Origin of the sequence: Lactobacillus sp. JM1, assembly GCF_009834385.1 — a bacterium.
Classification (GTDB): domain Bacteria; phylum Bacillota; class Bacilli; order Lactobacillales; family Lactobacillaceae; genus Lactobacillus; species Lactobacillus paragasseri.
The window spans coordinates 42,853-62,256 of the sequence record NZ_CP044412.1 but is presented as its reverse complement, the minus strand read 5'-3'; the positions used below and the strand labels follow the sequence as shown (position 1 = coordinate 62,256).

At 34.9% G+C, this 19,404-nt stretch carries 18 protein-coding genes; 9 read left to right on the top strand and 9 right to left on the bottom strand.

Going from position 1 to position 19,404, the window contains the following annotated elements; genetic code table 11:
• Positions 1–50 precede the first annotated feature (50 nt).
• The 3 genes from F3I00_RS00320 to F3I00_RS00310 all read left to right on the top strand — a co-directional run bounded on the left by F3I00_RS00320 (position 51) and on the right by F3I00_RS00310 (position 2,943).
• The gene (locus F3I00_RS00320; protein WP_003648111.1) at positions 51–1,064 is read left to right on the top strand and encodes a D-2-hydroxyacid dehydrogenase; all 1,014 of its coding nucleotides are present in this window, start codon (positions 51–53) and stop codon (positions 1,062–1,064) included.
• 75 nt (positions 1,065–1,139) lie between these two features.
• Entirely contained in the window at positions 1,140–1,715 is a 576-nt protein-coding gene (locus tag F3I00_RS00315; RefSeq protein WP_020807270.1) for an SGNH/GDSL hydrolase family protein, read from the top strand.
• 73 nt (positions 1,716–1,788) lie between these two features.
• Positions 1,789–2,943: an IMP dehydrogenase gene (locus tag F3I00_RS00310; protein WP_020807269.1), complete on the top strand. Its 1,155-nt coding sequence runs from the start codon at positions 1,789–1,791 to the stop codon at positions 2,941–2,943.
• Positions 2,944–2,988: 45 nt separating this feature from the next.
• Here the strand turns inward: F3I00_RS00310 and F3I00_RS00305 are convergent, their stop codons facing one another.
• Both F3I00_RS00305 and F3I00_RS00300 read right to left on the bottom strand, forming a co-directional pair.
• Positions 2,989–4,320 carry an NAD(P)/FAD-dependent oxidoreductase gene (locus tag F3I00_RS00305; protein ID WP_020807268.1) on the bottom strand — a complete coding sequence of 444 codons (1,332 nt, stop codon included), beginning with the start codon at positions 4,318–4,320 and terminating at the stop codon, positions 2,989–2,991.
• A 241-nt stretch (positions 4,321–4,561) separates the two neighbouring features.
• Positions 4,562–5,611, bottom strand: a complete 1,050-nt coding sequence (locus F3I00_RS00300) for an AI-2E family transporter (RefSeq protein ID WP_020807267.1) — start codon at positions 5,609–5,611, stop codon at positions 4,562–4,564.
• Positions 5,612–5,726: 115 nt separating this feature from the next.
• On the opposite strand from F3I00_RS00300, the gene F3I00_RS00295 reads away from it, so the two are divergent.
• Positions 5,727–5,978 carry a DUF3923 family protein gene (locus F3I00_RS00295; protein ID WP_020807266.1) on the top strand — a complete coding sequence of 84 codons (252 nt, stop codon included), beginning with the start codon at positions 5,727–5,729 and terminating at the stop codon, positions 5,976–5,978.
• 43 nt (positions 5,979–6,021) lie between these two features.
• Here the strand turns inward: F3I00_RS00295 and F3I00_RS00290 are convergent, their stop codons facing one another.
• From F3I00_RS00290 to F3I00_RS00270, 5 genes are all read right to left on the bottom strand, one after another.
• Positions 6,022–6,909: an alpha/beta hydrolase gene (locus tag F3I00_RS00290; RefSeq protein WP_020807265.1), complete on the bottom strand. Its 888-nt coding sequence runs from the start codon at positions 6,907–6,909 to the stop codon at positions 6,022–6,024.
• 94 nt (positions 6,910–7,003) lie between these two features.
• On the bottom strand, positions 7,004–9,877 hold the full coding sequence (locus F3I00_RS00285; RefSeq protein ID WP_020807264.1) for a DUF3427 domain-containing protein: 2,874 nt from the start codon (positions 9,875–9,877) through the stop codon (positions 7,004–7,006).
• Positions 9,878–9,910: 33 nt separating this feature from the next.
• Positions 9,911–10,738: an exodeoxyribonuclease III gene (locus F3I00_RS00280; RefSeq protein ID WP_159310952.1), complete on the bottom strand. Its 828-nt coding sequence runs from the start codon at positions 10,736–10,738 to the stop codon at positions 9,911–9,913.
• A gap of 135 nt (positions 10,739–10,873) precedes the next feature.
• Positions 10,874–11,140, bottom strand: coding sequence for a GlsB/YeaQ/YmgE family stress response membrane protein (locus F3I00_RS00275; RefSeq protein ID WP_003648116.1), 267 nt, complete (start codon positions 11,138–11,140; stop codon positions 10,874–10,876).
• A 34-nt stretch (positions 11,141–11,174) separates the two neighbouring features.
• Entirely contained in the window at positions 11,175–11,336 is a 162-nt protein-coding gene (locus F3I00_RS00270; protein ID WP_172620139.1) for a CsbD family protein, read from the bottom strand.
• A 292-nt stretch (positions 11,337–11,628) separates the two neighbouring features.
• Between F3I00_RS00270 and F3I00_RS00265 the strand changes: the two genes are divergently transcribed.
• Positions 11,629–12,555 carry a magnesium transporter CorA family protein gene (locus F3I00_RS00265; protein ID WP_020807261.1) on the top strand — a complete coding sequence of 309 codons (927 nt, stop codon included), beginning with the start codon at positions 11,629–11,631 and terminating at the stop codon, positions 12,553–12,555.
• 34 nt (positions 12,556–12,589) lie between these two features.
• On the opposite strand, the gene F3I00_RS00260 is transcribed toward F3I00_RS00265, so the two are convergent.
• The gene (locus F3I00_RS00260; protein ID WP_020807260.1) at positions 12,590–14,512 is read right to left on the bottom strand and encodes a translation factor GTPase family protein; all 1,923 of its coding nucleotides are present in this window, start codon (positions 14,510–14,512) and stop codon (positions 12,590–12,592) included.
• Positions 14,513–14,746: 234 nt separating this feature from the next.
• Here F3I00_RS00260 and F3I00_RS00255 point away from each other — a divergent pair, with 234 nt between their 5' ends.
• From F3I00_RS00255 to F3I00_RS00245, 3 genes are all read left to right on the top strand, one after another.
• Complete coding sequence (locus F3I00_RS00255; protein ID WP_035425510.1) at positions 14,747–16,339, top strand: ABC transporter ATP-binding protein; 1,593 nt, start codon at positions 14,747–14,749, stop codon at positions 16,337–16,339.
• A gap of 324 nt (positions 16,340–16,663) precedes the next feature.
• Entirely contained in the window at positions 16,664–16,849 is a 186-nt protein-coding gene (locus F3I00_RS00250; protein ID WP_003649711.1) for a hypothetical protein, read from the top strand.
• A 111-nt stretch (positions 16,850–16,960) separates the two neighbouring features.
• Positions 16,961–17,800, top strand: coding sequence for a DegV family protein (locus F3I00_RS00245; protein WP_003649712.1), 840 nt, complete (start codon positions 16,961–16,963; stop codon positions 17,798–17,800).
• A 35-nt stretch (positions 17,801–17,835) separates the two neighbouring features.
• On the opposite strand, the gene F3I00_RS00240 is transcribed toward F3I00_RS00245, so the two are convergent.
• Positions 17,836–18,543: a YjjG family noncanonical pyrimidine nucleotidase gene (locus tag F3I00_RS00240; RefSeq protein WP_020807258.1), complete on the bottom strand. Its 708-nt coding sequence runs from the start codon at positions 18,541–18,543 to the stop codon at positions 17,836–17,838.
• A 139-nt stretch (positions 18,544–18,682) separates the two neighbouring features.
• On the opposite strand from F3I00_RS00240, the gene F3I00_RS00235 reads away from it, so the two are divergent.
• Positions 18,683–19,372, top strand: coding sequence for a DUF975 family protein (locus F3I00_RS00235; RefSeq protein ID WP_020807257.1), 690 nt, complete (start codon positions 18,683–18,685; stop codon positions 19,370–19,372).
• The last annotated feature ends 32 nt before the right edge of the window (positions 19,373–19,404 follow it).

The window sequence follows — 19,404 nt, the reverse complement described above, 5'->3', positions numbered from 1 at the left end:
GTGTATAATAAAAGACGGTCATACTATTAATTTTGACGGAGGTTGAATTTATGACAAAGATTTTTGCTTACGCTATTCGTAAAGATGAAGAACCTTTCTTAAACGAATGGAAAGATGCTCACAAGGATGTTGAAGTTGAATACACTGACAAGCTTTTGACTCCTGAAACTGCTAAGTTAGCTAAGGGTGCTGACGGGGTTGTTGTTTACCAACAATTAGACTACACTCCTGAAACTCTTCAAGCTTTAGCTGATGCTGGCGTAACTAAGATGTCATTACGTAACGTTGGTGTTGATAACATTGACATGGACAAAGCTAAGGAATTAGGCTTTGAAATCACTAACGTTCCTGTATACTCTCCTGACGCAATTGCTGAACATGCTGCAATCCAAGCTGCTCGTGTACTACGTCAAGACAAGCGTATGGATGAAAAGATGGCTAAGCGCGACTTACGCTGGGCACCTACTATTGGTCGTGAAGTTCGTGACCAAGTTGTTGGTGTTGTTGGTACTGGTCACATTGGTCAAGTATTTATGAGAATTATGGAAGGTTTCGGCGCAAAGGTTATTGCTTACGATATCTTCAAGAACCCAGAACTTGAAAAGAAAGGTTACTACGTTGACTCACTTGATGACTTATACAAGCAAGCTGATGTAATTTCACTTCACGTACCAGATGTTCCAGCTAACGTTCACATGATCAACGATAAGTCAATCGCTGAAATGAAAGATGGCGTTGTAATCGTAAACTGCTCACGTGGTCCACTTGTTGACACTGATGCTGTTATCCGTGGTTTAGACTCAGGTAAGATCTTTGGTTTCGTAATGGACACTTACGAAGGCGAAGTTGGCGTATTTAACAAGGATTGGGAAGGCAAAGAATTCCCAGATGCTCGTTTAGCTGACTTAATTGATCGTCCAAATGTTTTAGTAACTCCACATACTGCTTTCTACACTACTCACGCAGTACGTAACATGGTTGTTAAGGCATTTGATAACAACTTGAAGTTAATCAACGGTGAAAAGCCTGATTCACCAGTTGCTTTAGACAAGAACAAGTTCTAAAGATCAAATTATTTATAATTAGAAAAGATCTTGAGATTTTTCTCAAGGTCTTTTTTCTACCCAAAGGATTTTGATATGAAATTACTTCTAACTGGGGACAGCATTATTGCCCGCTCTGAAAACCACTCAATTCCAGAACTCAATTTTCAGCTACAAAAAATTCTTTCTTGTGATATTTACAACACTGCAATATCAGGAATTAATTCTGGCGGTCTTGCCCTTTCCCTACCTAGCCTGGTCTTTAATCAGCCTAAGTGTAATTATCTAATTATTTTAGTTGGCACTAATGACTTAGCAACGCATAAGCAAGTCCCTCTTCGTCAATTTGAAAAAAATTTAGATTTAATTGCTTCAAGCATTATTTGGCTTTATTATCCAGAAAAAGTTATCTTTATCACACCACCAGCAGTTGATGAAAATAAACAAAGAGTAAGAAGCAACCGTTTAGTTATGGAATACAGCAATATAGTAAAAAAAATAGCTAGCGAATATAAATTTTCGGTTATTGATCTTGCCAGTAAAATGCAAGAAAATATAAACTTTCCCGAAATTTTCAACGGAAAAAAGAATGATGGTCTTCACTTCGGCGTCAATGGTTATAAGTTACTAGCCAATCTAATTATTAAAAAAATAAATCAAATTTCCAATTGACTTCTGGCTCAGATTCGAGTAAAGTTTAGCTAATTTAATATTAAAACGTTGCTTCTATAGAAAGGACTTTACAATGAGTTTGTGGGAAACAAAATTTGCCAAAAAAGGATTAACTTTTGATGATGTACTTTTAATTCCAGCTGAAAGTCATGTGCTGCCCAATGAAGTTAAACTTGATACGAAATTAGCGCCTAATCTTCAACTTCACATTCCACTTATTTCTGCTGGAATGGACACTGTTACTGAAGGTGATATGGCAATTGCCATGGCCGAAAATGGTGGTTTAGGGGTTATTCACAAGAACCTTTCAATCGAAGCCCAGGTTGAAGAGGTTAAAAAGGCTAAAACTAAAGCTGTTGATCCTAACTTATCTCACCCTGCAGTTGATGATCAAGGTCGTCTTTTAGCTGCCGCAGCTGTTGGCGTTACAAGTGATACTTTTGAACGTGCTGAAGCCTTACTTGAGGCAGGCGCTGACGCAATTGTTATTGATACTGCACATGGTCACTCTGCTGGTGTTCTGCGTAAGATCAAAGAAATTCGCGATCACTTCCCTAAAGCTACTCTGATTGCAGGAAATGTTGCTACTGGCGAAGGAACTGCTGCCTTATTTGACGCTGGCGTTGATGTTGTTAAGGTCGGAATTGGACCTGGTTCAATTTGTACTACTCGTATTGTTGCTGGTGTCGGTGTTCCTCAAATTACTGCTATTTATGATGCTGCTAATGTTGCTCAAAAATACGGCAAGAAGATCATTGCCGACGGCGGAATTAAGTACTCTGGTGACGTGGTTAAAGCTTTAGCTGCTGGTGGAAATGCAGTAATGCTAGGTTCAATGTTCTCAGGTACTACTGAAGCACCTGGTACAATTTTCACAAATGAAGGTAAAAAATTTAAGTCTTACCGCGGTATGGGTTCAGTAGGAGCAATGTCACAACAACATGGCTCTTCTGACCGCTACTTCCAAGGCGGAGTTAACGAAGCAAACAAGTTAGTTCCTGAAGGTGTTGAAGCTTTAGTTCCTTATAAAGGTGACGTTTCAAATATTATCTACCAAATTGACGGTGGTTTACGTGCTGGTATGGGCTACGTTGGTGCTGGTACAATCGAAGAATTGATTGAAAACAGTCAATTTGTTCAAATTACTAACGCTGGCCTTCGCGAATCTCACCCACATGATGTTCAAATGGCTAAAGAAGCTCCTAACTATGGTGGAAGCGACTTGTAAAAATTAGATTCATAATTAAATGGCACCTTAATGGTGCCATTTTTTCTATCTCAAAATTCCTTCAATCTTATCAGCTAAGGCTGGATAAATTGGCAATACATTTCGATGCCATTCATTTCTCCTGATTCTTAATCCAATAATTGGGACAAAATAATTCACATCATTAACTGCACTTGTGCTGATTTCGCTAACTCCAACAATATAATTAGCTTTATCATAAACTACCGTTAGCAGCCCCTTTTCTCTTTGACCAGCATATAAACTACTCTGACTTAGTTCATATTCTACAATTTCAAAATTATCTCTATCTTCAGAAACGCTATCAGGATTAACCCCAGCTTGGGCTAATTGCGGAAAGGCGAATACGCCAGTTCCGATTGCAGGATAGTCGATTGGCTGACTTAAACCTTTTTCAAGAGAATTGAAAAGATAGCGTGCCTGAAATTCTGCCACCGTAGTTAAGTTAGGTACATCCTGACTTGTAACATCACCGATCGCATAAATATTCTTAACGTTTGTCTGTAAATGTCGATCCACCTCAATTCCCTTAGGTGAATAGTCAATCTGTGCAGCAGATAAGTCAAGTTTTTCAATATTTGGCGTTCGACCACTAGCATTCACAACGTAATCAGTTACAAGGGAACTACCTTGATTTAACTCAACAACATATTTATCGCTTAATTGAGTAATGCGCGTCGCCTCAGTAGCAAACCTAAATTGAATCCCGCGCTTCATCATTCGATTAACTAGGTCAGAACTATACTTTTGATAAAAATGTCTTAATACTTGCTCTCCTCTAACCAAAATGGTTACCTGACTGCCTGCCGCAGCTAAGAACGTAGCCAACTCCATCGCTACATAACCCGCGCCAATAAAAGTAGCGTGTTCTGGGACTTTATTTAAAGATAATACATCTGAACTATCATGCAAAAACTTTGCTCCTGGAATTGATAATTCATGCGGTCTTCTCCCAGTTGCGATAATAATCTTATTTCCCTGGAAATATTTTTGATTTACTGCAATTGTTTGTCGATTAATAAAATGCGCACTTCCACTAATTACATCGCAAGTCTTACCAATGATTTCTTTCGTTTCATCCGGCCAACTAGTAAATCGTTCCTTTTTCTCTTTCATTAATTGTGACCAATTCATCGCTGCAGCCTGTTCAATACCATGTCCTTCTAGTTGTTTGCTAAGAAGTGCAGCTTGAACAGCACCATCTAAATAGATTTTTGGTTCACAACCGACATTGGGACAGGTTCCACCAAATAAGCCACTTTCAATAACTAAAATTGATTTATGTTGCGTAGCTAAGAGCTTAATAAATTGATATGCTGCAGGACCTGTTCCTAAAATTATATAATCATATTTTTTCATAACATTGCCTCACATCTTTCTTTCATTTTTAGTTTAACAAAGGAAGATATGAAACCGCTATTATTAGTACTTGAAAATTTTTATAAGAAATAACAAAAAATCTGATTTTTTTGCGTAATTAATATTGTATTGTGAATAGCAAAATTAAAAACTCCATTCATATCTCGTATTTTTCATATATTCTCATTTGGGACCTACAATCCTATTTACAATACGCAAAAAGCAGCTTTGACAGCTGCTTTTATTTTTTGTTTTCAATTTTCAAGATTTTTGGCTTTTTCGTTTTAACTGATTTTACTCCTAAGATATCCAACAAGAAGGTGAAGATTGGTACCCCAACAATTAGTCCCCAGGTTCCAAGAAAATGCTCACCTGCAAGCAAAACTACAAAGGTATAGAAAATTGGTAATTCTGTTTTACTTGACATGAACTTAGGGTTCAAAATGTAGGCTTCAATTGCATGAATTATCATAATAACAATAAGAATATAGATTACATACCTAATTCCGCCTACCGAATAAGCCACAAAACTTAACGGAATCAAGGAAATAATTACACCAGCAACTGGAATCAAACTTAGAATAAAGACCATTAATCCAAGAGCAATAATCTGTGGCATTTTCATAATAATTAGGCAAATCATTGTCATTGCTGTATTACATAAGGCAATGAAGAATTGAGCTTCTAAAACCACACCAAAAGTATTAACAAACTTGTTGCCAAAGTAGGCAATATCTTTAAATAACCAGGATAAATGGCGACTATTCAAAAAAGTATGAGAAAATTCGTTCATAGAATCAAGCTCAATAGTATAGAAAAAGCTCATAATTAGTGACATAAAGAACGCAATCGTTAATGTACCCACATTAGTCAAGGCATGAACTAAGATAGTTACACCATGTTTTGCCTGTGTTGTAATTTCACTATCGCTAATGTAATGATTCAAATATTGCGTTAACCAGTCCATATTATCAGATTGATAAAACTTCATTAAAGAATGACTCATTTTAATAATTTGTTTAATTAATATTGGCACATATATGGTAATCGCAAAGTAAATGATCGCAATTACTAATAGATAAGCTAACACAACAATTACTTGCGAGGGCAAGTTTGGTAATTTCTTTTGCGTAAAACGAATTAAGTGCACAATTAAATATGTGAAAATAAACGTTAATAAAATTGTATTCATCATTGAACGTGCCGCATATAATACCAAAATAATTAAGCATAACGTGGCAAGGCGATGCACGTTTGTATTCTTTTTAAAATTTTCCCAAGCTTGTCCCATCTAATTCACTTCACCTCTCTATTTTCTCTTTATTATACAACTTCTTAAGGGCGCTTTAGCTATGCACCAAACTTTTAATTAACCATAAGAATGGTATAATAGCTTTATATAGTAAATGAAAGCGGTATCTGCAGTGAAAAAGTTATGGTGGGGAGCAAATATATATTGGGTTATTCTACTTATCTATGGAGGAATTAAGCTCTTTACTTACAATTTCGATACATCTGAATTAGGTGAAACGGCTAGTTATGCTTTAATTATCATGGTACTTATTTCTGCCAGTGTATTAATTATTGAATTTCAAGCCGCTTGGGGCATGTGGCTCCATAATTTTGATAAAAGTAATCAACATGAAAATAAAATTTAAAAAAGAAGATGCATCAAAGCATCTTTTTTTTGATTATTCAAAATTACTGGAGCCATAAAAACTTAATAATTTCTTTTTCAACTTGTTTATTGTAAGTTAGCTGTCCGTGCTCTGCGTTCTTACCGACAATTTTAACTACTCGGTAACTTTTAGCCATTGGTTCAACCAAATATTCAAGCGAAAGTGACGAAGCATTCTTCACAATTCCATCTGAATTACCTCCAATATTACCAATAATATTTAAAACACTAGTCTGCTTGTTTGGATAAAGAGTTCTTAACTTCATCATCTCACGATAAGTAGAGTTGGTCTTATTTGGCTTTCCTTCTGCATCTACATGTAAATTCGATGGCTGGCGAATTGCAATTGGTAATTGTTTAAAATCAAGTCCATCAAAATGTCCTCCGATTGAAACTTGCTTATTTAGTTTGGGCATTTCAGGATCATGCGCAGTTTGCAACAAATAATACATAATCGAAATATTTCCCAGGGAATGTCCAACCATATTTACTTTTTTTATTCCGTACTCATTTTGTAAAGTCTGCACAACATTTCTAGCATATCGACCATGCTCTTTAAAATCCAGCTGAACATTATTGCGATAATTTACCTCTACAATTGGGTTTATAGCATTCTTAGAAATAGTGCCAATTAATTTCACTTTACCATTTGCATCTACATTAGCTCTAATTATTGAATTGGTAACTCCTGCTTTTTGAGCTGCTTTTACCATGTTTTCTTCGCCCTTGTAATTGCTTAAGCCACCATGGAAAAATAGAGTTGGTATCACATTCAAGTTTGTCTTAGGTGTTTGACGCTTTTCAACATAGTACTTAGGTGCCGCATCTGCCTGATTTGGTTTGTCTTGGGTAGTACAACCAGTCAAAACAATCACTAATAAAGCCAGTACAAAAACTAGTTTATTTTTCAATCTTATTTTCTCTCTTCCTCCAGTTTTGCAATTTAAAATTTATCAAATAATTATTATGTATTTTTATAATTTATCCTAAACTATGTTTAATTTCCTAACTAAAAAGCAAATTGTAAATTGATTGCTTTAAAGGATGATTGAGAACTAAGTTCATACCAACTGCACTCTTTTGCTTAAGTCCAATTTTTTCTTCTTTGACTGAGTCTTTTTGGATATCTGCTGTTCCTAAATAATAAAATTCTTTTCCTGCTGCATCACTTCGCTTCACAAATAGGTGTAATTTCATCTCATCAGTATATAACAAGCGCTGCACTTCATCTGAATCTAAATGACGCGGTGTGCGGGTATACCAACGTAAACTATGACCATTTTCTAAAGTATTTTGATAGCGAGCATTACGCTTTTTCTTAGAGTCTTTTTGATAAGTGATAAAAATTGGTGTCTCTTTTTCTCCCACACGATACCCATACATTGGAGCCGAAACATCCTTAGGCCAATTTAATAAACGGCAGACATCTTTACGATCATATTGCTTATACAGAGTAAATTGAGACTGTGAATCATATTCTTTTGACAGTTCTAAACCTGTCTTTAGCACATCTTTAAATAGTATTTTAAATTGCTGATTATCATTTAATGCCTGAAATAATTGATTGGATAAATGATATTCTCCATTTTCTTTTTTAATTAAAGGATAAATTCCATATTGCTCTTTCTTGGTAGCTTTTCCCTGCTTAACATCAAAAAATTCAAGCGACAGAATTTTCTCAACCGACTCAAGTACATCTTTACTGACATAACAATTTTTGTTCTTAAGTAATTTAATAAAATCAGCTTTACTGATGTTTTTATTTAAGCAGTTTTCTAAGAGTAGCAACTCATGCGGTCTCTTTCCGAATAGCAACTCCTTGGTTACAAAAGATAGAACTGCATTCTGATAATCATCTAAATTTACCTCTTCTCCCATCTTCTTTAAAAAAGCACCATAATGAGCTAGAGCATGATTTTTAGCAAAAACCGTTGGTGCAGTCGTACCATATTGATAAAAATCGTATAAGAGTGGCACTTTACCAATCTTTTCTTTCAAATCTTCATACGACTGCCTTAGTTCATGCATACTGTCTAGTTTTATCTTTTCAAGCGAAGCTAAAATTCTCTGAGAAGCAATCTCGGTAAAGTTAATTGTTGAAACATCAATTACCTGTGGTAATTTACTTTCTCTAATTGCTTGATCTTTGTCACGACTTTTATCACCATTTAAAGCAATTGGAATTAGATAATTATTTTTATAATTTCCCAGGAAATCAATAACTGTGACATAATCTTTTCCCGGAAATTTACGCAGGCCTCGACCTAATTGCTGAATAAAAATAATACTTGATTGAGTATTTCGTAACATAACAATTTGATTGAGCGACGGAATATCGATTCCCTCATTAAATAGATCAACGGTAAAAATATACTCTAATTCACCATTTTCTAACTGCTGCGTTACTTCAGCACGCCTTTTTTGACTATCTTCATTAGTAAGCGCACGAGACGGATGACCAGCTTGACTAAATAATTTTGCCAGCTCTCTTGCTTCTTCTTGCCGACTGCAAAATACTAAGCCCTTTGCCTTTTCTCCGCAATAGCCGTAGTAATTAAGCTGTTTAAGCACATACTCTACTCGTTTTTCAGCAACTAAGTCTTTTAATTTACTAGTTTCAGTAATAATCTGGTTTCCCACCGTATAATCTTCGACGCCCACATAATGAAAAGGCGTGAGCATCTGCTCATTTAAGGCATCTTTCAGCCTAATTTCGTAAGCTAAGTGATAATCAAATATTTCATAAATATTTTGCTTATCCATTCGTTCGGGTGTTGCCGTCATTCCCAATAAAAATTTCGGTGTAAAATGATTCAAAATCTTCTGATAAGTTGGTGCTGCCACTCGATGAGCTTCATCAATTAAAATATAGTCAAATTCTTCTGGATTTAATTGTCCGAGTATTTGTTCCTGACTTACAGTTTGAACCGTTCCAAAAAGATATTTTTTATCAAAATCATGTTTATTTCCAGTTAATAAGCCATAGTCGCTTTTTTTGCCACCAATTACTTGATAAAAACTCTCTAAAGCTTTTTTAGCTATTTGTTCTCGGTGAACTAAATAAAGAAACTTTTTTGGCTTATATTCTTTAACTGCAAAAGCACCCAAATATGTTTTCCCAGTTCCTGTCGCTGAAACAACAAGGGCACGTTTTGCTTGTTCTTTTACTAAAGCATCTAAATTCGCTAAAGCTTCTTTTTGCATTTGGTTAGGTGATATTTTCCTGGATTTTCTTAATAGAAGATGCGGATTATTTTTAATCGGTTGCCAATTTTGCTCGTATTCCTTAATCCAAGAACTAGTAAGTATCAAGCTATTACTTAAACTATTTTTAATTTGATCGTTAACTTCTTCGACCAATTGCCCATTTTCATGCGAAGTTACTTTTAATCCCCACTCGCAATTTTTTAATAAGGCACTTCTAGTAAAATTTACACTTCCAATTAAAATCGTCTGATAATCTTCATGATTAAAAATGTAGCCTTTTGCATGAAAACCAGTTTTCTCACTTAAGCGTACCGTTAGATTAGGAATCTTCATTAACTCTTTAAAAACTTTAGGACTATTAAAGCCAAGATAAGTTCCTGTAATTAAGGTACCGTTAACTCCTTTTTTAGCTAGTTCAGACATTACTAACTTAAAAGGAACAAGCATATTCTCTGAAATAAAAGCAACGGCCCAGGTAAAAGAGGTACATGACATTAATTCCTGCCGCAAAGTAAACCAAATTTTACTTTGATCATCATTATTTACTAACTGAGGACTGATAAACTCATTCCCCTTATTTTCATTCTTGTTATACAAGCCATTCAAAATTGCATCTTTTAAAACGTTATCCACAGCTTTCACTTCCATTCCTAAACTAAAAAAGAAGATCATTTGGATCTTCTTGATTTATCCACAAGTGGATAATTACAGATTAATTTCTAACATAATTGGACAATGATCTTTTCGCTCACCAGTATCGAGCATTTCTGACTTAGTTACCTGATTAGCAATTCTATTAGACACGATGTAATAGTCAATTCTCCAGCCCGAGTTATTAGCCTTGCTGGTTCTCACTCTTTGAGCCCACCAAGAATAAACTCCTTCGACATTGCCATGAATTTTTCTAAATGTATCAGTAAAGCCAAGCTTGAGCAACTTATCAAAGTCTTGCCGTTCCTCATCGGTAAAACCAGCGTTATGATGATTATTTTCTGGATGCTTTAAATCAATTGGTGTATGAGCAACGTTATAGTCACCGCTAGCAATTACCGGCTTTACTTGATCTAATTTTTGTAAATACTCTGTATACTTTTCATCCCAAACCTGACGATCATCTAATCGCTTCAATTCATTTCCAGAATTTGGCGTATAAACTTGGGTAACATAATAGTTATCAAACTCTAAAGTTAAAATTCGGCCTTCATGATCCATTGGTTCTGGCGCCCCAATTACTGGCTTAGTTACTTCTGGAGTCGAAGTATTTTTATATAAAAACATTGTCCCAGCATAACCTTTTCGTGCAGGTTCTTCAGACGAGCGCCAAACATAATCATAATCAGGAAACATCTCAGCTAAAATTTCTTGATGCTTCTTAGTCGGGCCAGTTGCCCGTAATTTAGTTTCTTGAATGGCAATAATATCAGGATCTTTTTCTTTAATTGTATTTAAAACGCCACGTGTAAGCTTGGCACGTGCTGAATCACTAGTTAAAGCAGCATTTAGCGAATCAATATTCCATGAAATTAAACGCATTATTATCTCTTTTCTTACCTAGATTTTTATATCACATCTATTATACTATGAAAACTCAAAACGCCGACCATAGAAAAGAGCAGCCTGCTAAGACTGCTCTTTTGAGAGAGATTATTTAATTGTGTTAAATATGATTTATTCGCTAGCCCTAGGGCCAAATAGCATAGTCATAATCCATGATACCAAGATAACTAGAATAATAGCACCTAAGAGTGATGGAACAATTGCCATTCCCGCTACTTGCGGACCCCAGGCACCAAGCAAGGCCTCGCCTAGAGATGAGCCTACTAGCCCAGCAATAATATTTGCAATCCAGTTCATTGAGCCACCCTTATGAGTAATGGCACCTGCAATTAACCCGATTACGCCTCCGACAATCAAAACCCAAATCCAGTGAAGCATGGGGATCGCCTCCTATTTCTAATTTAGTAGTAATTTATTCTAAGTCTTCTTTTACTTTAGTAGCCTTAGATTTTACCTTTCCTTTAGCTTGTTGAGCCTTTCCTTCTAATTCACGGGCCTTATCGCCAGTGACTTTTCCTTCTACTTCTTTAAATTTACCTGCTACTTTGTCTTTAATTCCATGTTTATCTTTCATCATAATTAGGTATCCTTTCCTAAAACACATAAAAGATTGTTTTAGCTAGCTATCTTCAATCCTCATGACTGATTAACTTAATCATATCAAGCACTAGTCGATAAAGATATTATGGCATCTCCAAAACGACAAGCTTAATATTTCCTTAATAACTTGCTATGTACATTAATTATAAATTAATTTTCCTGTACATATATCGTTTTCATTTTTAACAACTGTAAGGCGTTAAATCTAACTTATAGTGCCTTCTATGATATATTTACCCTAAAAAAAATAGTCAGGAGGTTTTCTTATGCTTACTGTATATGATAAAAATGGCTACACAACATCAGACAATCTATTATCAGCTAAACTTGTTATTTTAGTTAATCCTACTTCTGAAGAATTAACCAATATAGAAAAAACAATCGGCTGTGACGCGCACGTCTTTACTAAACAAACGTCCGCTACTGAAGTATCACATTTTAACGTCTTGCCCAAATGTAAAATTGGAAATGCCAGAATTTTCGTATCCTTTAATATTGACGCTGGTCAAACTCAAGTTGAAGATGCGATTTATCCCACAATTGCGATCTTCAATTCTCAGCAACTAATCTTAGTTTTACAAAAAAAGCCAGCACCTATTTTAGAAAATCAAAAGGCAATTGCTAAACTATCAGTTGAAGATCTTTTAATTAAGCAACTACTCTATCAAAACCATTGCTTTAATGAAGAATTAACTAAAATAAAGCAACAACTTGATCAGTTAGATCATGCAGCAAGAACTACTACCAAAACTAAGTCTTTGAAAGAAGCAACGGACTTAACCAGAACTTTAGTCTATTTTAATCACACAATGGATGACCAAGCTTCTTCTATTGAAGCTCTAACTGACTTTCTTAAAAAGCAGCATTCGGCCAACTCAATTTTTATCATTGATCTACTACTTTCTCAGCGCCGGATTACTAAAAAAATAAAAGTTTACCGCGATCTTTTAGAATCAATTAATGGACTTTTCTCGGCAATGATGGATAATCATTTAAACAATTTGATGAAATATCTTGATTCAATTGCTCTAATTATCTCAATTCCGGCTTTAATTAGTGGCATCTGGGGGATGAATGTTGGCGGATTGCCAGGTAAGGATAATGAATTTGGATTTTTATGGGTAATCTTATTTGGAGCTGCCTTAGCCATTATTTCAGCTTTGCTTTTGCGAAAAAAGAATTACTTGAAATAATTTTGTCTATCTTTTTAGTCGATCCTAAGCAATCTTAAGATTGTAAATACGGATATTGAGCATAATCTGGCACTTCATTCCAAGCAACAGTATGACCTGCACCATGAGAGCAAAAAACAGAATTAGGGGTGTTGTAAATGTCAGAAACAGGATCATAATTAATTGACTCAAGTACTTCAGCACTATTTTTACATTTCCGATAGCCTGCAAATAAGCACTCAAGTTGACCACTGCCATGCGTGTAGTTCCTAACTTCAGTTGCATAATCGTGCATCTGTGCTACTGGCGCTTGACCAGTAATCGTCACGACATCATGATCGCTTTCTCCGATTTCAAATTTCCCGCCCATTTTCTCGATATCATTAATTGCACGACCAACCTGTTCCCGATTGATCCTTAAAGTAAATTGATACCAAGGCTCAAGTAAAGATACTTGATTTTGTGCTTTTAATTCCATTAAACCTTGTCGTACCGCACGATAGGTTGCCTCTCTAAAGTCACCACCCACTGTGTGTACATTGCTACCGCGACCGCCAACTAGTGTAATTTCCATATCAGTTAGAGGAGAACCGGCTAAAACACCTAGATGCTCTTTATTTGCTAGACTATCCATTACTTGGTCTTGCCACTTCTTAGGCAGCACTTCTAGACTACACTCATTTTTGAAAACTAAGCCGCTGCCTAACTTACCCGGTTTTAACAATAAGTGAACTTCCGCATAGTGTCTTAAAGGTTCAAAATGTCCTACTCCTTCAACTGAATCTTTAATGCTTTCTTGATAAAGAATTTTGCCTTGAGCAAATTCAGCTTTTAAGCCAAAGCGATCGTGCAAAATCTGTTGGAGAATTTCTAACTGAATCTTTCCCATCACATCAATGCTAATCTCTTCTGCTTGCTTGTCCCACTTAACATGCAATTGCGGATTTTCATCTTCTAGCTGTCTTAGAGCTGTTAGCGTTGCATGTGTCTTATCCGGTGCAGTCTGAACTGCATAAGTTAGAACTGGCTGCATTGTAAAGTTCGTTTGATCCTTTTCAAAGCCTATACCCTGACCAGGATAAGTGGTTTTCAATCCGCTAACAGCAACAATTTCGCCAGCTTGAGCACTAGGAACTACTTGATATTTAGTACCGTTATAGAGACGAATTTCATTAACCTTTTCATCAGGCATTAGCTCAGTCTTGGCTCTTAACTCACCACCAGTAACTTTAAGCCAAGTTAATCGTTCGCCTTTCTCATCATGAGAAATCTTAAAAATACGACTAGCAAATTTCTCAGGATACTCTATTTTCTTAGTCCACTTATCTAGTCCCTGTAAAAATTCAGCTACTCCGTTTAGTTTTAAAGCTGCGCCAAAATATACTGGGAAAATTTCTCTTTGAAGTATCAAATCTCGGATTTCTTCATCTTTTATCTGACCCGATTCTAGATATTCTTCTAAAATTGCCTCATCTGCGGTAGCAATTTTTTCATAAAAATCAGAACCTTCATCCCCAAACTCAACACAGTTGTCATCGAGTGTCCTTAAATCTTGAAGAACCTTACCCTTATTAGCCTTTAACGTGTCCATCTTATTAACAAAAATAAAAGTTGGAATCTTGTGATTTTTCAATAAGTTCCAAAGCGTCTGTGTATAGGCAGTTACGCCTTCGCTAGCCGACACAACTAAAATTGCGTAATCTAATACGCTAAGCGTCTCTTCCATTTCCTGAGCAAAGTCAATGTGGCCCGGAGTATCTAAGAGGAGTAATTCGCTATTTTCAGTTTTAATGCGCGCCATATGAGAAAAGATCGTAATTCCGCGTTTCTTTTCTAAATTATTGCTGTCTAAATATGCAGTTCCTTTATCAACTGCACCTAATTTTCTTAACGTCCCACTTTGATAAAGCAAGCCTTCTGACAAAGTAGTCTTGCCTGCATCAACGTGAGCTAAAATTCCTATTGTTACTTTTTTCATTAGTTTATTTTCCAAAAAATATAGATAGTACTTTTTAGTATTATTATAGCTTATTAAAAATTGGTTTTATTTATTGTCATGTATTTCAAAAGATTGATTAAATATTTTATCTATCTTGACGCCTTATCTTCATGGATATAGTATAAGTAATTATAAAAAAGTAATTAAATATATATTAAAATCAGCATACACAATAATCTGTATTCCATTCCATAACAAACAAAGGTGTTCACCATGACTATCCCTTCATTCTTTAAAAAAATACTATCTAAAAATAAACTGTTATTTCTAGCTCTGATACTGACTAGTGCATTCGCATCCCTAGATGGGGTTATTTCACCCTACATAATTGGAAAAATAACTAATACACTTTCTCAAAGGAAATTCAATGATATTCCCAAAATTCTCTTATTATATCTCGGTTTAATGCTTTTTTTGAATATAAATTTTTATCTTTGGCAACTTTGCTGGGGAAAAATCACCAAATACAGTAACCAATTTTTACGTTCAAGAGCTTTTAATAATTTCAATGATTCCCCTAGTGAAAATAAAATGACTAATACGTTAAACTTCATTAACGTCAACGTGAAGCAAATTGAAAGTCAATGTATTGATTCTACTATTATGTTGATTTACTGTATTGAACAAACTATTGTCTCGCTTATTTATATTCTAAGTATAAACGGTATTGCAGCTTTAGTTTTTCTAATTTGCGGTTTATTACCTGCAACAATCCCTCGTTTAACACGAAACTGGATTCAAAATGGAACTAAAAGCTGGAATCAGAGTTATGAGACCTATAACTTAAAAGTTAGTGATGCTATACATGGATTTAATACTATTCGACATGCTAATGCCGACGCAAAATTTAAATCATTCATTAAAAAAGCTCTATTGATAGAAGAAAAAAAGTATTTCTTTATGAATTTTCGTCGTAATACCTCTAACTTTTTTGCTCAAGTTTCATATACTCTTTCTATGGTTATCTCTCTAGCAGTTGGATCTTTTTTCGTAGTTAATGGTCAAATACTTGTTGGAGGGTTAATTTCGCTTTTTCTTGCTTCCGATCGCCTAACGAGCCCCATTATTTCAATAGTAAACATTACTAACCAATTGAATTCAGTTAGTCCACTATTAAAAAATAAAACACTACAAAAACCGATATCTAAGCAATTCAATAACTTGTCATTTGTAAATCTTCCTGATCACCAAAAGATTGTTTTTGATAATTGTACTCTTGGATATGATAATCTTGCTATATTAAAAAATATTAATTTTAAAATTTTTGAAGGAGATAAAATATTAATAACTGGCAAATCGGGAATTGGTAAATCAACCTTATTTAAAAGTTTATTAAATGAATTACCTTTAATTAAAGGTAAAATCCTAGTTGATAATCAATTAAATAAAAGGAATTTTCTTTCTAACTTTGGAATTGTAGGTCAAGATACATATATTTTTGCGGAATCATTACGTTTCAATCTAACTTTAGGAAAAAATATTCCTTCTTCTCAGCTAATTAAAGTTTTGAAAAAAGTTAAGTTAGAATATTTAGCTAATAAAAAGCATTTAGACACACCAATTGGAGAAAAAGGATTATCTTTATCTGGCGGAGAGAAACGAAAAGTAGAGATTGCTCGAGCATTATTAAATAAAAAGGAATTTTTACTTGTTGATGAAGGTTTATCAGGTCTTGATGATGACAGTCGTAAGCAGGTTTTTTCTCTCTTACAAAGTCTTCCCCAAACAATTATTGAGATTGAACATACTATGAGTATTGAAGATAAACAAAAATTTAATCAAGTTGTTAATTTAGTCGCTAAATAATAGCTAATAAACTAATAAACTAATAAAAAGGAAGTTCAAAAGAGAACTTCCTTTTACTTATGAATTATATTTATGAATTGCAATAGCTAGAGTATCGTCTACTTAATTAATAAAAAATATAACTTCTAACAATCTTAATCGTGACTTCTACTTGAGCTATTTCACACCATTAATATATCACGTTTTTGCAAAATATGAAAGCGGTTTATTTAGTATATTTTACTATCTCCTATTCTTAATAAAAACTTATCTACACTTTCTCTCAATTTCGTAATATGATTAATATCAAAATATGGTTTAATTTTTTATAAGAAGGTTTAGAATATGTTTTCAATTTTATTAGCCTTATTGATCATTTGGCTTTTCTGGAAACTAGGAATTGGCATGCTAAAAATCGTTGGTTTCCTAATCATCGTTGGCTTGCTATTTGCCTTCGTTTCTTACCTAGTATTGCCGCTTTTAGCATTAATCGCACTTGGCGGTCTCCTTGGCCTAGTATTTTCACGTTAATCAAGACAGCTTCAGTGCTGTCTTTTTTGCTAGCATTTTCTTTGACTTTACTATCTATCTTCTCTAGACTGAAAGAAAATAGGTTAATATATTTAATTCGAGGTAATCTATATGCCAATAAAAATTATCACAGATTCAACTGCGAATATCACAGCTGATCAAATTGACGGAATTGAGCACATTACAGTTCCTTTATCGCTTCACGTTGATGGCAAGCTTTGGATGGATACGCCTGATATTGATTTAGATAAGTTTCTTCATACGCTAAAACACACTAAGAGCAAGTCTACTTCTGCTTGTCCCAATGTAAACGACTGGCTTAAGTCTTTTGAAGGTAGCGACGAGATCTTTGTAATTACTTTAACTAGCGCCCTTTCCGGTAGTTATAATTCAGCTACTCAAGCAGCTAAGATTTATCATGAAAAGAATCCAAAAGCTAAGATCTTAGTATTTGATTCTCGCTCAGCTGGTCCTCAATTGAGATTACTGGCTGAGAAAATTGCTAGTCTAGCAAATGCGGGCAAGTCATTTGAAGAAATTGTCAAGGCCACTGAAGAGTACCAACACCAGCTTGATTTAATGTTTGCCTTGCAAGACTTAACTAATCTAGGCAATAATGGTCGTATCCCACCAGCAGTCGCTAAGATTGCTGGTTTATTGAAGCTTTTCGTTATCGGAACTGCCAACAATAAAGGTGAATTTGAACTTTTGGGTAAGGCACGCGGTGCTAAGAAAGCTAGAAGAAAACTCTTAGATGAAATGGTCAAAGCCGGCTATAAAGGCGGTCGTGTTCAAATTGATCACGTTCAAAATGAAGGCTCTGCCCTAAGCATGAAAGAGATTATCTTAGATAACTTCCCAGATGCTAAAGTAACGATCGGCGAATGTGGTGCCCTCTGCAGTTTCTACGCTGAAGATGGCGGTTTAATGGTTGGTTTTGAAAAAGAATAATATATAACAAAAAAGGAGTGCCTGAGGCACTCCTTTTAATATGCTTTTTGAAAATCGTTCTGCATTATTTTTACAAATTCAGGATATGTTTCCACTTCAAACAAGGGATGAAGACCAATCGTATCTTTTCTGTGACGATGATTATACCAAATACTGTCAAAGCCATATTTTTCAGCACCTAAAATATCTGACTGTAACCCATCCCCAAAGAATAAAGTTTCGTTTGGACCAATTTCAGTCCTACTAAAGAAATAATCAAAAGCATGTGGATTTGGCTTAGAGTAATGAGCTTCTTCAGACGTTACAATCAAATCAAAATAATCCTTAATTCCTGCTAGCTCTAAGCGGTGTCGCTGCATAAACTTTTCACCGTTACTCAATACAGTTAACTTATAGCCCTGCTTCTTCGCAAATTTAAGCGTATCTTCTACACCAGGTAATAATTGATGCGCCTCACCAAAATAAGAGCGATATTCGTTCATCCATTTATCGCCATCTACATCTAAATTAAAATTCTCTTTAATAAAATCATGAAAAGTCATCTCACTTAGCTCATCATACGTAATCTCACCAAGCTCAAGTCTACGCCAAAGCCCTTGATTATAGGTATGATATTGCTTCTGCAAATCAGAAGAAAGAGGCAGCTTATGTGATTTAAATAGCGCATGCAAAGATGAATCTTCCGTAGCCGCGAAGTCGATCAGAGTATCATCAACGTCAAAAATTAATTGTTTATATTTCAAGTAGCAACCCTTCTTCTATTTAAGTTAGTAATTTTGATTATAGCAGAAGACGGCAGAATTTAGTTTTTCAAATTACTTAAAGATTAGTGGTAAGATTATAATGATCAGAAATTAATATATTGTTAGAGGAAGTAATACTATGACACGTGCACAATTGAAACAAGCTGCAAAAGATCAACTACGTGGCAATTGGGGCTGGGCTATTTGCCTAACTATCTTTGCTTGGTTAGTTAACGCAGTTATTATGGATCTTAACCGCTGGATCTGGACTGGAAAAGATTTTACTTATACTGTTCTACGCTTTAATAAAGACAACTTAATTCAAGGATATAAGCCAGCCTATAACCTTTCAGAAATTATTGTAGGCTTGATTACCGGCTTAATTTTATGGGGAGTTGCCTACACAATCTTAGATTTCGTTGAAACAGGCAAGATGGAGCCTTGGTATTCTGGTATTTTTAGCGCTTATAGCAATGGCCGCTTTAAGAATAGTTTATTTACCCTATTCATGACCAATTTATTCGTTAGTTTATGGACCATTTTATTTATTATTCCTGGCTTTATTAAGGGTTATTCTTATGCCATGACGCCATATATTTTGAAAGATAAATTTTCAGCTGGCCTAACTGATATTGGAGCTACTGAAGCTATCACTGAAAGCCGTAAGTTAATGGATGGACACAAGATGGACTTATTCGTCTTAGACTTAAGTTTCATTGGTTGGGGCTTACTTGGTTTAATCACTTGCGGTATTGGATTCATTTGGATTACGCCTTACTACCGTCAAACTAAAGCTAACTTTTATCGTTCATTAGTTGCTAATAATTAAATATTACATAAAAATAGCCGCTATAGCGCCTG

Excerpts from the sequence above, each read along its gene's own strand:
- F3I00_RS00320 (WP_003648111.1), top strand. The coding sequence starts at position 51 with ATGACAAAGATTTTTGCTTACGCTATTCGTAAAGATGAAGAACCTTTC.
- F3I00_RS00315 (WP_020807270.1), top strand. The coding sequence starts at position 1,140 with ATGAAATTACTTCTAACTGGGGACAGCATTATTGCCCGCTCTGAAAAC.
- F3I00_RS00310 (WP_020807269.1), top strand. The coding sequence starts at position 1,789 with ATGAGTTTGTGGGAAACAAAATTTGCCAAAAAAGGATTAACTTTTGAT.
- F3I00_RS00305 (WP_020807268.1), bottom strand. The coding sequence starts at position 4,320 with ATGAAAAAATATGATTATATAATTTTAGGAACAGGTCCTGCAGCATAT.
- F3I00_RS00300 (WP_020807267.1), bottom strand. The coding sequence starts at position 5,611 with ATGGGACAAGCTTGGGAAAATTTTAAAAAGAATACAAACGTGCATCGC.
- F3I00_RS00295 (WP_020807266.1), top strand. The coding sequence starts at position 5,727 with ATGAAAGCGGTATCTGCAGTGAAAAAGTTATGGTGGGGAGCAAATATA.
- F3I00_RS00285 (WP_020807264.1), bottom strand. The coding sequence starts at position 9,877 with ATGATCTTCTTTTTTAGTTTAGGAATGGAAGTGAAAGCTGTGGATAAC.
- F3I00_RS00280 (WP_159310952.1), bottom strand. The coding sequence starts at position 10,738 with ATGCGTTTAATTTCATGGAATATTGATTCGCTAAATGCTGCTTTAACT.
- F3I00_RS00275 (WP_003648116.1), bottom strand. The coding sequence starts at position 11,140 with ATGCTTCACTGGATTTGGGTTTTGATTGTCGGAGGCGTAATCGGGTTA.
- F3I00_RS00270 (WP_172620139.1), bottom strand. The coding sequence starts at position 11,336 with ATGAAAGATAAACATGGAATTAAAGACAAAGTAGCAGGTAAATTTAAA.
- F3I00_RS00265 (WP_020807261.1), top strand. The coding sequence starts at position 11,629 with ATGCTTACTGTATATGATAAAAATGGCTACACAACATCAGACAATCTA.
- F3I00_RS00260 (WP_020807260.1), bottom strand. The coding sequence starts at position 14,512 with ATGAAAAAAGTAACAATAGGAATTTTAGCTCACGTTGATGCAGGCAAG.
- F3I00_RS00255 (WP_035425510.1), top strand. The coding sequence starts at position 14,747 with ATGACTATCCCTTCATTCTTTAAAAAAATACTATCTAAAAATAAACTG.
- F3I00_RS00250 (WP_003649711.1), top strand. The coding sequence starts at position 16,664 with ATGTTTTCAATTTTATTAGCCTTATTGATCATTTGGCTTTTCTGGAAA.
- F3I00_RS00245 (WP_003649712.1), top strand. The coding sequence starts at position 16,961 with ATGCCAATAAAAATTATCACAGATTCAACTGCGAATATCACAGCTGAT.
- F3I00_RS00235 (WP_020807257.1), top strand. The coding sequence starts at position 18,683 with ATGACACGTGCACAATTGAAACAAGCTGCAAAAGATCAACTACGTGGC.